At 64.6% G+C, this 14,480-nt stretch carries 14 protein-coding genes and 1 pseudogene; 4 read left to right on the forward strand and 11 right to left on the reverse strand.

The genetic code is table 11. From position 1 onward, the window contains the following. Window positions 1-10: 10 nt before the first annotated feature. The 6 genes from F1542_RS07955 to F1542_RS07980 all read right to left on the reverse strand — a co-directional run bounded on the left by F1542_RS07955 (window position 11) and on the right by F1542_RS07980 (window position 7,073). Window positions 11-886 (reverse strand): TIGR01459 family HAD-type hydrolase, encoded by an 876-nt coding sequence (locus F1542_RS07955; RefSeq protein ID WP_193732555.1) that lies wholly within the window; start codon window positions 884-886, stop codon window positions 11-13. Beyond that, window positions 883-1,959, reverse strand: coding sequence for a quinone-dependent dihydroorotate dehydrogenase (locus tag F1542_RS07960; RefSeq protein ID WP_193732556.1), 1,077 nt, complete (start codon window positions 1,957-1,959; stop codon window positions 883-885). The genes F1542_RS07955 and F1542_RS07960 overlap by 4 nt, the downstream gene beginning before the upstream one ends. A gap of 44 nt (window positions 1,960-2,003) precedes the next feature. Then, a complete protein-coding gene (locus F1542_RS07965) occupies window positions 2,004-3,212 on the reverse strand; it encodes an L-dopachrome tautomerase-related protein (RefSeq protein WP_193732557.1) in 1,209 nt (402 codons plus the stop codon). Between the two features lie 86 nt (window positions 3,213-3,298). Beyond that, complete coding sequence (locus F1542_RS07970; RefSeq protein ID WP_193732568.1) at window positions 3,299-4,609, reverse strand: cytochrome c; 1,311 nt, start codon at window positions 4,607-4,609, stop codon at window positions 3,299-3,301. 29 nt (window positions 4,610-4,638) lie between these two features. Further along, entirely contained in the window at window positions 4,639-6,426 is a 1,788-nt protein-coding gene (locus F1542_RS07975) for a GMC family oxidoreductase (protein WP_193732558.1), read from the reverse strand. Then, on the reverse strand, window positions 6,423-7,073 hold the full coding sequence (locus tag F1542_RS07980) for a gluconate 2-dehydrogenase subunit 3 family protein (RefSeq protein ID WP_227672570.1): 651 nt from the start codon (window positions 7,071-7,073) through the stop codon (window positions 6,423-6,425). The genes F1542_RS07975 and F1542_RS07980 overlap by 4 nt, the downstream gene beginning before the upstream one ends. A 269-nt stretch (window positions 7,074-7,342) precedes the next feature. On the opposite strand from F1542_RS07980, the gene cbiB reads away from it, so the two are divergent. After that, complete coding sequence (cbiB, locus tag F1542_RS07985; RefSeq protein WP_227672571.1) at window positions 7,343-8,386, forward strand: adenosylcobinamide-phosphate synthase CbiB; 1,044 nt, start codon at window positions 7,343-7,345, stop codon at window positions 8,384-8,386. Window positions 8,387-8,516: 130 nt separating this feature from the next. On the opposite strand, the gene F1542_RS07990 is transcribed toward cbiB, so the two are convergent. From F1542_RS07990 to cobU, 4 genes are read right to left on the reverse strand one after another with little or no spacing between them, the layout of a single operon-like run. Then, entirely contained in the window at window positions 8,517-8,750 is a 234-nt protein-coding gene (locus F1542_RS07990; RefSeq protein WP_193732560.1) for a hypothetical protein, read from the reverse strand. Window positions 8,751-8,789: 39 nt separating this feature from the next. Next, window positions 8,790-10,262, reverse strand: coding sequence for a cobyric acid synthase (locus tag F1542_RS07995; RefSeq protein WP_193732561.1), 1,473 nt, complete (start codon window positions 10,260-10,262; stop codon window positions 8,790-8,792). Continuing rightward, window positions 10,262-10,870 (reverse strand): cob(I)yrinic acid a,c-diamide adenosyltransferase, encoded by a 609-nt coding sequence (gene cobO / locus F1542_RS08000; RefSeq protein ID WP_193732562.1) that lies wholly within the window; start codon window positions 10,868-10,870, stop codon window positions 10,262-10,264. The genes F1542_RS07995 and cobO overlap by 1 nt, the downstream gene beginning before the upstream one ends. After that, window positions 10,867-11,460: a bifunctional adenosylcobinamide kinase/adenosylcobinamide-phosphate guanylyltransferase gene (gene cobU, locus F1542_RS08005; protein ID WP_193732563.1), complete on the reverse strand. Its 594-nt coding sequence runs from the start codon at window positions 11,458-11,460 to the stop codon at window positions 10,867-10,869. The genes cobO and cobU overlap by 4 nt, the downstream gene beginning before the upstream one ends. Between cobU and cobT the strand changes: the two genes are divergently transcribed. Then, window positions 11,459-12,487, forward strand: a complete 1,029-nt coding sequence (cobT, locus tag F1542_RS08010; protein WP_193732564.1) for a nicotinate-nucleotide--dimethylbenzimidazole phosphoribosyltransferase — start codon at window positions 11,459-11,461, stop codon at window positions 12,485-12,487. The genes cobU and cobT overlap by 2 nt on opposite strands. Further along, window positions 12,484-13,236, forward strand: a complete 753-nt coding sequence (gene cobS, locus F1542_RS08015) for an adenosylcobinamide-GDP ribazoletransferase (protein WP_193732565.1) — start codon at window positions 12,484-12,486, stop codon at window positions 13,234-13,236. The genes cobT and cobS overlap by 4 nt, the downstream gene beginning before the upstream one ends. Here the strand turns inward: cobS and F1542_RS08020 are convergent. Beyond that, window positions 13,133-13,789 (reverse strand): histidine phosphatase family protein, encoded by a 657-nt coding sequence (locus F1542_RS08020; protein ID WP_193732566.1) that lies wholly within the window; start codon window positions 13,787-13,789, stop codon window positions 13,133-13,135. The genes cobS and F1542_RS08020 overlap by 104 nt on opposite strands. Window positions 13,790-14,064: 275 nt before the next feature. On the opposite strand from F1542_RS08020, the pseudogene F1542_RS08025 reads away from it, so the two are divergent. Beyond that, window positions 14,065-14,480: pseudogene (locus F1542_RS08025) on the forward strand (restriction endonuclease); the annotation flags it as partial.

Below are 14,480 nucleotides of genomic sequence, written 5' to 3' on the forward strand. Positions count from 1 at the left end.
GACGCGGCCCTTACCAGCGCAGCGACGGCACGCAGGCGACCGGCGCAAGCCCGGCAGCCGTGGCTTCTTCCACGGCAAGGTCATAATCCGGGTTACGCCCCTGCGCCCAGCTACCGCCCAGCATTTCCTGATGGATGCCACCCAGCACCCAGCAGCCATCAATCCCGACAGTGGCAGCCCCACGCATGTCGGTCGCCAGCGCGTCCCCCAGCGCCAGCACGCGATCGCGCGGTACATCCAGCAATGACAGCGCCAGTCCGTACACTTCAGGATAGGGCTTGCCGATCCAGCGCACGTCACGGCCATGTTCCGCATACCAGCTTGCCATGGCCCCCGCGCAGATCAGGCGCTGCGTACCGCGGATGACCTGCTGGTCCGGATTGGCGCAGATCATGGGCAGGCTTTGCGCGGCACAGCGGTCCAGCAGCGGCAGGTAGGGGGCGATGTCTTCCTCCCCCAGTTCGGCATCCGGTCCGGTATTAAGCACGAAATCCGCATCGGCCGGGTCGGTGACCACATCAAGGTCCAGCCCGGTAAAGACATCCACGTCCTTTTCCGGGCCAAGATGGATCATGCGCCGTCCCAGTGCGGCAAACCACGGGTCATCGCGGCTGGACAGCATACGGTGGGTGCATTCGCCACTGGTCATGATGGCGTCATACAGGTCGGCGCTGATGCCCATACGGCGCAGGTTTGGCTCCACCGTTGCGGTCCGGCGTGGCGCGTTGGACAGCAGCACGACACGACGGCCCGCCTCACGCAGGCGCTGCAGGCATTCCAGAACCCCGGGATAGGGCTGAACCCCATTATGCACGACCCCCCACAGGTCAAGGATGTAGCCGTCATAATCACCGTTCAGCGTGGACAGCCCGTCATGCCATTTCATTTGCCGGCAGTCCCCTTGGCATCGGCCAGTGTCTCGAACCCTTCGGCACGCAGCGCGCGCAGGGTTTCGGCCTTCAGGCGCGCAATGATGCCCGGCCCTTCGTAAACATAGGACGTATAGATCTGCACCAGGTCGGCACCCGCGCGTACCCGGTCCACGATATCGGCCCCGGTTTCGATCCCGCCACAGGCCACCAGCGCCACGCGGCCATTCGCCACCTGCGCCACGCGGGTCAGCATGTCCTGCGCCAGCGCGCGCAGCGGCCGGCCGGACAGGCCGCCGGTCTCGCTGGCATACGGGCTGCGCAGCCCCGCCGGGCGGGAAATGGTGGTGTTGGAGACAATCAGCCCCTGCACGCCACCGGCAATCGCGGCCTCGACCACCGCGGGTACGTCATCATGCGCGATGTCGGGCGATATCTTGACCAGCAGCGGCGGCCGTTCGGGGTGGGCCGTATTGATTGCGTCCAGGATACCCTTCAGCCGCGTGGCCTCCAGCAGGTCGCGCAGGCCCGGCGTATTGGGCGATGACAGGTTGATGACGATGTAATCGGCATAATGCTTAACCCGCCCGACCAGCATGGGATAATCGCGTTCGGGGTCCGCACCGGTCTTGTTGATGCCAAGGTTCGCCCCCACCGGCACCTGCGCGCCCGGCGTGCGGCGTGGGGATAACACGCGGTGCAGGCGGGCCATGCGTACGGCAAAGCGATCGATGCCCTGATTGTTGAAGCCCATGCGGTTGATGATGGCGCGGTCTTCCGTCAGCCGGAACAGGCGCGGCTGCGGGTTGCCGGGCTGCGGGCGCGGGGTCACGGTTCCGGCTTCGACAAAACCAAAGCCCGAGCGTGCCAGCGGGCGCACGACCAGCGCATTCTTGTCAAACCCCGCCGCCATGCCGATGGGATTGGGAAACCGCAGGCCCATGGCCCGCACCGACAGCGCCGGGTCATCTTTCCCGGGGCAGGACACCCCGCCCAGCCCCAGCTGCAGGGCATCAAGGGCGACACGATGGGCGGTCTCGGGTTCCAGACGCCGCATGAGCGGCAGGATCATACGCGACATAATATTCATGACTGGGATTGTTGCCGCAATTCAGCGCCGGGGGAAAGGGGCAACTAACCGTGCGCGGGCTTTGTCGCGTCCATGGCCACGGGGGCATCGGTGGGAAAGCGGATCAGGTAATAGGGAGGCACCCGCAGGTCATGCCCGCCATTCAGGCCACCCAGCCGGTTCCACTGTCCCAGCGTGCAGTAAACCATGTCGCCATCAACGAATATCCCGTCGGGTGAAAGAATGCGCGGGTCATGCACCATGGTGTCGAACGTCCCGTCGGCATTACGGCGGAAAATGGCATCATGTTCGAAATTGGTGGTGTAGATCCGCCCCCTTGCATCATTGGCCAGCCCATCGGCCACGCCCTTTTCCCCCAGGTCTCGGATCCCGGCCGCAAGCTGCGCATCAGTGTTGGAAAAATCGGCCAGAAGGCCAGTGGGAATGCTGTACAGCCGCCTGCTGGTCAGGGGGCTGTAATACAGCGTGGCGCTGTCGGGTGACAGGGTAATGCCATCCACCCCGCCCCAGACGAAGGCGGGCGGGTGCCGTGGGGGATCGAACACCAGTGGCCGTCCCTCCACCACTGCCATGAAGGGGCGCTCCGCCTGAATGGAGGGATGATCGGCCAGCACCCGGCGCTGCCGCCCTGTCGCGATATCCACCACCACAAGGGCAGGCGACATGCCAAAGGAGGAATCGGTCACATACACCGTGCCCTGCGCCCCATGCGTCAGATCCACCCGCAGGTCGTTCATGTGGCTGTCCGCAAGCAGGGTCGGCGCGCGCAGGATGATGCTGGCGAAAATCCGGTCCGTTTCGGGATCAATGCCGATGACCTTCGCTGCACCGGGGGCAAGTGGCTGCCCGGCCAGCTTGCCATCATCAATGGCCCATAACCGTCCCCGCGCATCCGTCGTCATGCCATGCACGGACATGAGGCGGTTTGCAGGCGGCTGGTCGGATGGCATGCTGTGCGCGGCATCAGGATAGGGATACAGCTTCCCGTCCTTCAGTTCCGCAAGGGTCGCACCGTGGTGATTGACCGCATGGCGGGGAAAGCCCACGAATACGCGCCCATGCGTTACTGCAATTCCTGACGGGCCGGGACCATCAAACCGGGCCACGATTTCAAACGGGCCGGACGGCGCCACGCCATGATCGCGGTTGGTGGCATCATGCGCCGGTTCCGCCGCATGCGCGACACCCGCCATGCCGATGGTCAGTGGCAGGATGGCACGGAACAGGTCACGCCTGTGCATGGACATGGTCATCGTCTCCCCCGGTGCTGGATATCAGGCCATTCATGCAAGTCCGGGGGACAAGGGCAATCGAACGCGTCCCCGCGCATGGTTCACAATCAGTTCATGGGCACGGATACGGGCGGGTGTTCGGGCGACAGTGTGCGCCGTATCCGCGCCACGTCCGCCGCTGTTACGGCGGGCGCGTCATTGCCCCATGCCGCGCGGATGAAGGTGACGGTATCCGCCACGGCATGATCATCCATACGCGCGGCGAACCCGGGCATGACAAACGCGGAGGGTGCCTGCCGCGTGGCACGCAGGGTATTACCCTCCAGCACGATGCGGATCAGGGAATCGGGTTTTGGGTCCATGACCACCGGGTTGCCCGCCAGTGGGGGGAACGTGGTGGGATAGCCGTGGCCATCGGTGCGGTGGCAGGCGGCACAGCTATCGACATAAGCACGTGCGCCCCGGGCTGAAACATCGCCCGCGTGCAGGGCATCGGTCATCGCCGGATCATAGGTCCAGCCCCGCGCCACTGCCGGTGCGGCGGGCGACAGGGTCTTGAGGTAACGCGCGATCGCCAGGCGGTCCTCATCCGTCATGTGCTGCGTGCCATGGCCGATGGCATCCGTCATGCCACCAAAGGCAGCCCCCAGCGGCATGCGCCCGGTAGCCAGGAAACGCACGATGTCATGTTCATTCCACCGCCCCAGCCCGGTGCGGTTTTCCCCGCGCAGGCTGACGGGACGCCAGCCATCCACCGCGTCCCCCCCCGACAGGTACAGCGGTCCATCCTCCGCCGTCAGGGCCTTTTCCTGCATGGTCAGGGCACGTGGCGTATGGCATGCGCCGCAATGTCCCGGCCCTTCGACCAGATAACTGCCACGGGCGACCAGCGGGTCGGCAAAGGTACGGCGGTCCATGTCATGCCGCACGGCCTTCGGATCCGGTGCATACAGCGTGCGCCAGATGGAAAGCGGCCAGCGCATGGACATCGGCCACGACATGCCGTCCTGCGCCACCGCATGCGCGACGGGTTTCACGCCGTGCATGAAATAGACATACAGCACGTGCACGTCCTCATCCGTCAGGCGTGCGTAGGATGGATAGGGCATGGCCGGGTACAGCGTCGCCCCGTCGCGGCGGATGCCCCGGCGCAGGGCACGGCTGAACTCGGCTTCGGAATACTGGCCAATGCCGGTCTGCCGGTCCGGGGTGATATTGGGGGCATACAGCGTGCCGGTCGGCAGGTGGAAGGCCATGCCCCCGGCAAATGGCGCCTCACCGGGCACGGTATGGCAGGCTGCGCAATCGGCCGCGCGGGCCACGTATTCCCCACGCGCGATCACGTCACCCTGTGCCTGTCCCTGCGCGCGTGCGGCCAACCCGCACACCATCACCGCAAGCATTGCACCGGCCAGCATGCAAAGCCGGCCTGTCCATGTCACGGCCCTCATCCCGCCAGCGGCCCGGGATGGGACAGGTAGGTCGTGCGGATATGGTGGGCCGCCCAGTACGCCAGTGCGGCAACCATGCCCGTTGGGTTATACCCCGTTCCCTGCGGAAAGGCGTTCGCCCCGATTACGAACACATTATGCACATCCCATGACTGCAGGTAGCGGTTGAGCGCACTGGTCCCCGGATCAGTGCCCATTACCGCGCCGCCACCCAGATGGGTGGTCTGGTACTGTCTTGTATCAAACGGCCTGCCGAATTCGCGTTTTGTCAGATTGACGCGGCGCGCGCCCATGGCCTTCGCCACGTCACCGATCTTGTCCACCACATAGCGGTTCATGCGGATGTCATTGTCTTTCCAGTCAAACGTCATGCGCAGCAGTGGCTGTCCGTAGGCATCCTTCCATGTCGGGTCGAGGTCCAGATACACGTCCCGATAGGCCATGTTCGCCCCATGCGCATCAATCCGCAGGGAATGGCGGTAGGTGTCGATCACGCCTGCCTTCCACGCGGATCCCCAGCGCGGCGTACCCGGCGGCCCGCCGGAATGGGCGGCGGCAATTGCCTTCACACCCGCCTGGTTCACCCATACCGGCGATCCCCCCACGAAACCCAGCGGGCCATGGTCGAAGTTTTCGCTGTTGAAATCATCAAATGCCACGCCACCGCCGCCAGCGCCGACATACTGATTTGTATCAATACTGCGATCGAGCCAGACATTACTGGTCGTCACGTTCTGGTAGACAAAATTGCGCCCCACCACCCCTTCGTTGTGTACGGGGTCATAAGGCCTGCCAATGCCCGACAGCAGCATAAGCCGGACATTATGGAACTGGAACGCCGTCAGGATCACCATTTCCGCAGGCTGGGTCACCACCTTGCCGTCGGAATCGGTATAGGTGACGCCGGTCGCCCGCCTGCCATCCGCATCCAGTTCGACCTTCAGCACGTGACAGTTGGCACGCAGTTCAAACAACGGGTGCCGCCGCAATACCGGCAGGATGTTCACGTTGGGCGATGCCTTGGAATACATGTAACAGGCATACCCGCTGCAATAACCGCAGAAATTGCACGGCCCCATCTGCGCGCCATACGGATTGATATACTGCCGCGATGCATTGGCCGCAGGCAGGGAATAGGGGTGGAAGCCCACTTCCTCCGCCGCCTTGCGGAACAGATGCGCGGTATAGACATCCTTCAGCGCGGGCAGCGGGAAATGGTCCGAGCGTGAGGGGGAGAACACATTCCCCTTACCCACCACCTGTCCCTTGACCATGTACGCTTCGCCCGATGTGCCGAATACCTTTTCCGCCTTGTCGAAAAAGGGTTCCAGTTCCTCGTAACTGACGCCGTAATCCTGCAGGTTCATGCCTTCGGGAATGAATTTGGCGCCGTATTTCTCGATCACGCGCGTGCGCAGCCGCAGATCATCAGGGGGCATGCGGAAATGCACACCCGACCAGTGCAGGCCCGCCCCACCCACGCCCTCACCGGGCAGGAAGGCGGCCATGCGGCGATAGGGCAGCGCCGTCTGGTGGCTGTTGTTGCGTATGGTGACAGTGTTTTTCGACAGGTCCTGGAACAGTTTGTACCGGAAATTGCCCTCCAGTTCATCAATCGAGGCAGGATAGGCTCCATCCGCCGCCGTGCTGCGGTCCGGCCCGCGTTCCAGCATGACGACCGACCGCCCGGCCTCGGTCATTTCCTTGGCCATGATCGACCCGGCCCAGCCACCACCCACGATCACCACATCAACCGGGTGCAGCCTGCGTGCATCATCACTCATGCCGTTTCTCCCGAAATGGAGACACTGCCCAGCGGGTAATGCGCACCATACTGGTCCACCCAGTCCATGAAATCCGCCCGCGCACCGGGAAAGCCCAGCATGGTCCAGCCACCCAGGCCGGTATTGCCGCCATGGATGGGATCACAAAACCCGCCTTCCATCACATTGGCCAGCAACTGGTCAAAGAACACGGTGGATGGCATGTCGCCAAAGGTCATGCCGCCGTTTTCGGCCCCGCGCAGCAGATCGTCCTGCAATGCGGGCGCAAGGCCTGCAAACGGTGCGCCATGACGGGTTGCGGCATGCGCGTTCATGCCCGCAATCCCGCGCCGGTACAGGTCACGCGGGGCATAAGGCAACTGATAGCCAAGGTTGTCCGGCCCCTGCACGAAGGGGCCCTGCATGTACCACTGCGCGCCATGGGCGTAGGGAGTGTCCATCTGCATGTCGATGAAACGCGGCACATCCAGCGCCAGCGCGCCGGGACCGTTTTCATCGGCCGGGATCAGTCGGTCACATGCGGCGATCAGGAACGCCCATTCGACGGGGGTGAAAAAACGCGGCGCATAGGGCACGGGCCGACTGGCATGACCCGGGGGAGAGGCAAGAACCGTACTGCATGCGGCAATCCCTGCCAGTCCCTGCATGAACCGCCGCCGCGACGAAGTGAACCGTAAACCACTGATACCCAAAAATGCCTACCCGTTATGTCATGTCTCTCTTGATCCGAATGCTCACTATATCCGTGAGGTCTGGATAAATGCCTAGTCCATTTTTCCGACATATTTATTAATGCAAGAAATATTGATCGCGGAAAAACGGACGGCAGGTAAACTTTTGCACATCCCGTCAACCAGTTCCGCACCAACTGCGGTGTTCCGGGATTCCGGTTCTGACGGGTTCATGATGCGTGCCCTTGACCCGTAACGGACCGCACCATATCCACGCGGACATGCGCCCCGCCCTTTTCATGCTGCGAAACCTTGGTGCCACCTGCATTGCGTCAATGACCGACATGGCCGTGGGCTACCCGCAGGCGCTGGTGCGCCGGGTCGGGCATCCGGTCATGTGGATCGGGGGGCTGATCGGCTTGCTGGACAGGCGGCTCAATACACCAGACGCCGCCCCGGCCCGACGCCGGGCCAACGGTTTTGTGGCCAGCATGCTGATTGTATCGGTGCCCACGGCAGCCGCCATGCTGATGGATCACGTCATCCGCCGTGTCCTGCCCCGATGGCTGGCGCTACCACTGACGGCGTTACTGGCCAGTTCCCTTGTCGCCCAGCGTTCGCTGCATGACCATGTCGAAGCCGTGGCGATCCAGGCACAGGCCAGCCTGCCCGCCGCCCGGCGCGCGGTCTCCCACATTGTGGGCCGTGACCCCGAACAACTGGATGAGGCAGGCGTGCTGCGGGCCGCGACCGAGACACTGGCCGAAAACTTTTCCGACGGCATCGTGGCCCCCCTGCTGTGGATGGCGGCAGGTGGCCTGCCGGGCACGGTCTTCTATAAATCGGTCAACACGGCGGACAGCATGATCGGCCACCGCACGCCCCGGCATGAAGCCTTTGGCTATGCGGCGGCAAGGCTGGATGATCTGGTCAACCTGCCTGCGTCGCGCCTGTCAGCATTGTGGATCATCCTTGCCGCCCGGACCCTGAAGGGAATGAGCGCGCGGGACGCCGTGCGCATCCTGTGGCGCGACGCCCGTCAGCATCGTTCCCCCAATGCCGGATGGCCGGAAGCAGCGATGGCGGGCGCGCTGGGCATTCGCCTGTCTGGTCCGCGCGCCTATGATGGCGTGCGCGTGGCCGAGCCATGGGTGGGCGACGGCACACCTGACCTGCGCCCGGCCGACCTGCATCGTGCGCTGGCGCTGTACCGCCGCGCCTGCCTGATCCAGACACTGGCGGGCATGACAGCCACGGCCCTGCTGGCCCGGGCGTCTCGGCGGCGCTGATCCAGCATGCGTATCTGAAACCTACCTGAAAACAGCAGGGACCGGCTTTTTTCAAAAAGACGGCGTCCCGACGAAGCTGTTTGTACCCTTGCCGTTCATGTGGCTTCGTTTTCGCGCTGCAGCAACCCGGTCAGGATCGCACGCGCGATCCTGCGCGTCCGCAGTCCTTGCGCATCCCCATCAATGCCAGACCTGACCAGTTCCAGCTGCGCTTCCATATCGATGAGAAAATCGCGACGATCGCATATTCGGTGCGCTGGACGGTACGCTGCACTTTGTCAGCCGATACCTGCCCGGCAAGATGTTCCGAACAGACGGCCCGGATTTCAGTAATCACGTCCGGATAGATGAAGCGATGGGTCATTATAAACCATTTCCCACGTGATGGGACGGCAACGGGTTTTCAGCCCTGCACCGGGCGCGCCATGGCCAGCAGGCCGTCGATATCGAGATGCATTTCCAGATGGTCCGCCAGCGCATCAAGTGCTGTATCCACTGTCGCATCATGGTCCCGCGCGTGCGAACATGCGCCAAGCCGCGCCAGCAATGCCGCCCTTGCCCGGCCATCGGCCAGCAGGCCATGCACATAGGTACCCCATATCCGGCCCGAAGGGCTGACCGCGCCATCATACCGCCCGTCCAGATCGATCAGCGGGCGCGCGTCATGGTCGGGGCCGATGGTGCGGCCGATATGCATCTCATAACCACGCAGGGGCATGTGTTCGGGCAAAAGCACACCTGTAACATCCTCCAGCTGCTTGCTGCCTTCCAGCACGGTTGTCACATCAAGCAGACCCAGCCCCCCCACGGTGGCGGGTGGTCCCTCGATCCCCCCGGGGTCAGCAATGCTGCGGCCGAGCATCTGGTAGCCACCGCATATGCCCATGACATGCCCACCACGACGGACATGGGCGTGGATGTCGATATCCCACCCTTCGTCCCGCAACGCCGCAAGGTCGGCAATGGTCGCCTTGGCCCCGGGCAGGATCACAAGGTCACAGGGCGGCAGCACCTGTCCCCGCTGCACCATGTTCAGGCTGACGCCCTCTTCCGCCGCAAGCGGGTCGAGGTCATCAAAATTGGCGATCATGGGCAGGCAGGGCACGGCAATGCGCACGCCCTGCGTCCCACTGCCGCCTCCACCCGCGCGCAGGTCGGCGGCATCTTCCGCCGGCAGGTCGCGCACGCGGTCCAGGAAGGGCACAAGCCCCACGGGCCGCCAGCCGGTCATGTCGGCAATCGCCGCCATCCCGGCATCAAACAGGGATGGATCGCCACGCATGCGATTGACGATAAAGCCCCTTATGCGCCGCGCGTCATCAGCGGCCACGACAGCCTGCGTGCCGACAAGGCTGGCGATCACGCCGCCACGGTCAATATCGCCCACCAGCACGACATCAACATCCGCCGCCTGTGCAAAACCCATATTGGCGATGTCATCGGCCCGCAGGTTGACCTCCGACGCCGATCCGGCACCTTCGACCAGCACGATGTCCGCCTGACCGGCAAGGGTGTGAAAACTGTCCAGTACCTCGGGCATCAGGCCGCGCTTGAAGGACTGGAAATCGCGTGCCCGCACCTGTCCGCGCATGTGCCCGCGCACCACAAGCTGCGATCCGGTCATGCCCTGCGGCTTGAGCAGCACGGGGTTCATGTCCACCGACAGCAGCACCCCGCAGGCCCGCGCCTGTAGCGCCTGCGCGCGCCCGATTTCGCCGCCATCCGCTGTTACCGCGGCATTGTTGGACATGTTCTGGGGCTTGAACGGGCGTACGCGCAGGCCACGGCGCGTCAGGGCACGGCACAGCCCCGCCACCAGCACCGACTTGCCCACGCTGGACCCGGTGCCCTGGAACATGAGCGCGCGGGCCGACATCAGAACTCGATCCCGGCCTGCGCCTTGACCCCCTTTTTGAAATGATGGGCGACCTGCGTCATTTCGGTCACCAGATCGGCGGCCTCGATCATGGCCGGGCGGGCGTTGCGGCCGGTCACGACGACATGCTGCATGGCGGGACGGGCCGCAATATCGGCCAGCACCGCATCAACCGGCAGATAGTCATACCGCAGCGCGATATTGAGTTCGTCCAGGATCACCATCGCCACGTCCGCGCGCCGCATGGCCGCGCGCGCCTGCTCCCACGCGGCACGGCAGTTGGCGATGTCGCGGGTGCGGTCCTGTGTATTCCATGTAAAACCTTCGCCCAGCGCGTGCCATTCAACCTGGTCGCCAAAGCGTTCCAGCGCCTTGCGTTCCCCCGTGTTCCACGCCCCCTTGATGAACTGGATCACCACGATGCGCCCGCCATGGGCCAGCGTGCGCAACGCCATGCCAAAGGCGGCGGTGGACTTGCCCTTGCCTGTGCCGGTATGGACCGCCAGCAATCCCTTCTCGATGGATTTGCTGCTGACTTCCCTGTCCTGCACGGCCTTGCGCCTGGCCATTTTTTCACGGTGACGAATTTCTTCGGGGGTAAGGGTCATTTCATCTCCATCGGCAGGCCAGCCACTATAAAAACCACGCGCGCGACATCCCGCGCAACGGACTGGTGCAGCCAGCCTGCCTCATCACGGAAGCGACGCGCCAGCGCATTATCAGGGACGATGCCCTGGCCCACCTCGTTTGACACCAGTACGGTCGGCCCCATGCGGCGGCGCAGGGCTGCCAGCAGCGCCTGCGTGGCGCCCATAATATCATGTTCACCCAGCATGAGGTTGGTCAGCCACAGCGTCAGGCAGTCCACCAGAACGGGCGACGTACCCGCCCCGTCCAGGGCCGCAGGCAGGTCCAGCGGTTCCTCGACCGTATGCCAGCCTGCGCCCCGCCGCGCCCGGTGGTGGGCCACGCGCTGCGTCATTTCCCCGTCATGGGGCTGGCAGGTGGCAAGGTAGGTCCATGGCGCGGGCCATTGGGGGAACAGGTTTTCGGCAAAACGGCTCTTGCCCGAACGCGCGCCCCCCAGCACGAAAATGCAACCCTGCATGCCGGACATCGTATCGGGTTGGGCCGCCGTCTTCATTTTATCCTCCGCCATCTTGCATCCGGGCGCATAAGACCACACAACGCTGCCCATGCCATCCCGTCTTTCCTTTCCACGCGACATGGCCGCGCTGCGCCAGCTATGCCGCGACCTGCCCCCGCCCGACATGGGGGCGGATGCCGCCATAACCGGACATGACAGCCAGCTGACCAAGCCACCGGGCAGCCTGGGACGGCTGGAGGAACTGGCCCGCTGGGCCGGACAGTGGCAGCACACCGACCGCCCCCGCGCCGAACGGGTGGATATCATCGTCTTTGCCGGCAATCACGGCGTGACAGCGCAGGGTGTGACACCGTGGCCTGTTGATGTCACGCGCCAGATGATCGCGAATTTCCGCAACGGCGGGGCCGCCATCAACCAGATCGCCCGCGTCAGCGGTGCGCGCCTGCATGTCGTTGAGGTCGAGGACCTGCGCCCCACCGCCGACATGACCCACGCCCCTGCCATGGACGAGGCGACCTTCCTGCGCGCGCTGACCACCGGCATGCGGGCCGTGCGGGCGGATACGGACCTGCTGTGCCTGGGGGAAATGGGGATTGGCAACACGACCCCTGCCGCCGCCCTCTGTGCCGCCCTGTTTGGCGGCGGGGGCACGAAATGGGCCGGACGCGGCACCGGGCTGGATGATGCGGGGGTGCGGCACAAGGCCGTGGTGATCGACCGCGCGCTGGACCACCACGGCACGCAGCTGACGGATCCGCTGACTATTGCGCGTTACCTTGGCGGGCATGAACTGGCGGCCATCCTGGGCGCGGTCATCGCCGCGCGGTACGGGAACATTCCCGTGCTGCTGGACGGGTTCATCTGTACGGCGGCGGCAAGCCCGCTGGCGCTGCTGCACCCCCACGGGCTGGCGCATACCCGGCTGTCCCACTGTTCGGCCGAAGGGGGACATGCCCACCTGGCAGCAGCGCTTGGCCTGTCGCCGCTGCTGGAACTGGGGCTGCGACTGGGTGAAGGGTCCGGCGCGGGGCTGGCCATTCCCCTTGTGCGTTCCGCCATCGCCTGCCTGTGCGGCATGGCGACGTTTGCACAGGCGCAGGTCAGCGAAAAGGCATGACCATCGTGACCCGCCTGCGTGCCGACCTTGTCTGCGGGATCGGGCTGCTGACCCGCCTGCCGGTGGGGGGACTGGCGCGGGATGGTCTGCCCTATTCCATGACACGCAGCATCTGGTGCTGGCCGCTGGTCGGCGCGGGGATGGGGGCATGCGGTGGCCTGCTTTATGCAGGACTGACCTGGCTGGGCATTGCGGCCCTGCCAGCCGCGGGATGGAGTATCGGCATGCTGCTGCTGGCCTGTGGCGGGCTGCATGAAGACGGACTGGCGGACATGGCCGATGGTTGTGGCGGCGGTGGAGACAGGGCGCGGAAGCTGGAAATCATGCGTGACAGCCGGGTGGGCAGTTATGGTGTGATGGCGCTGGTCATTGCGCTGCTGGTGCGGGTTACGGCGCTGGCCGCCATGCCGGGACCTGTGGCCATCATGGCCATGCCGGTAGCGGGTGCGCTGGCACGCGCGGCCATGGTGGGGGTGCTGTGGCGCCTGCCGCCCGCGCGCAGTGACGGGCTGGCCAGTTCCATGGCGCGCCTGCCGGGCTATGCGCTGGCAGCCTGCATGACCCTGGCCGCGGGTAGCGCGGTCGTGCTGCTGCCCCCGGCCCGCGCGGCCCTTGCCTGCGCCGTGGCGATCATGGCGGCCCTTGTCATGTGCCGGTTCGCGCGACGGCAGATTGGCGGCCAAACCGGAGACGTTCTTGGTGCAACGGCAGTTGTGACGGAATGTGCGATTCTGACTGTCCTGTCCTGATGCCGGGGGGACCCTGCTCGATCACCCGCACCGACCCCATGGGCGGCGACGGGGCCAGCAGGCTGCCGGGCATGCCATGGACCATTCCCTGCATGAGGCGCAGCGGCCCCCCATGGGTCAGCACGGCACAGGACTGGCCATACTGCTGCATATCGGTCCAGAAACTCCGGACACGGGTGCGCAGGTCGCGACCGCTTTCACCACCGGGGGGGGTGAAATCACTGACATCGGCCGCCCACGCATCAAGCGCCGTGCGTGAAATGTGAGTCCATGGACGGCCCTCCCATTCGCCAAAGCTGATTTCACGCAGACGTGAATCCACCTTCAGATCCAGGTTCATGAACTGTGCCACCCGTTCCGCCACCATCTGGCAGCGCCGGGCCGGTGAAGAGAACAGAATCCTGCATCCCACCCCCTGCATGACGGTGCGCAGGCCATCGGCCATGCGCTCCCATCCATCCGCCAGGGCAACGTCCCGCTGGCCGTAACACAGGCCTTCCGCCCCGATGACCGCGGGATGGCGCGCCAGCACAATTGCAAAACGGTCAGTCATCCGCTCCTGCCTTCCAATCTGTCCTGATGAACATCCGCGAAGTTCGTGAACATCGCCATAAGTTGGATAAGGGGGCAGCCCCCCGATAAGGACATGCCACTTTTTTGCCCCAAGATGTCGGGGCAGGATCAATACCGGCAAACAGGACTAAATAAAGCCTGTTTACAAAAAGGTATGTATTCTGCATATCGGCATCTGTACATTAATACATTCCAATTTGCTGATACCCCGGGTCTGCACATTCCCGTTCCCAGACCGGAAGGATAACGAGCATCATGCGGATATGGGCCAGTGCCTGCCTGCTTCTGTGCCTGCCAGCAAGCGCGAGCGCCGCAGGCCTGTTCACTGCCGTCCATCCCACGCTGGCGTGCGGGGATGATGCCATCCTGCGTACCCTGTCCGACCGGGCCATCGCCGCGCAACAATCACCCGCAGCGCGCAAAACGCTGATCCGGCAGGGCGACTGCCACAGTGTCACGCCCGATATCCGCTGGGAAAAAATAGCCAACCGCAACGGCCTGCCGCTGATGCGGCGCGTGCCGCCGGTGCCGGGCCTGCCGCCGCTGTATTTCATGACGGGCGACATCGCCCCCGTCGGTGCCGTTACGGCCATGGCAGCCGAAGACCGCCCTGCCCCCCATGTTCCGCTCGCGCCACCTGCGCCTGCCGCGCCTGCCGCCGTGGATACCCC

The organism is Komagataeibacter sp. FXV3 (assembly GCF_015155755.1).
In the GTDB taxonomy this organism is placed as follows: domain Bacteria; phylum Pseudomonadota; class Alphaproteobacteria; order Acetobacterales; family Acetobacteraceae; genus Komagataeibacter.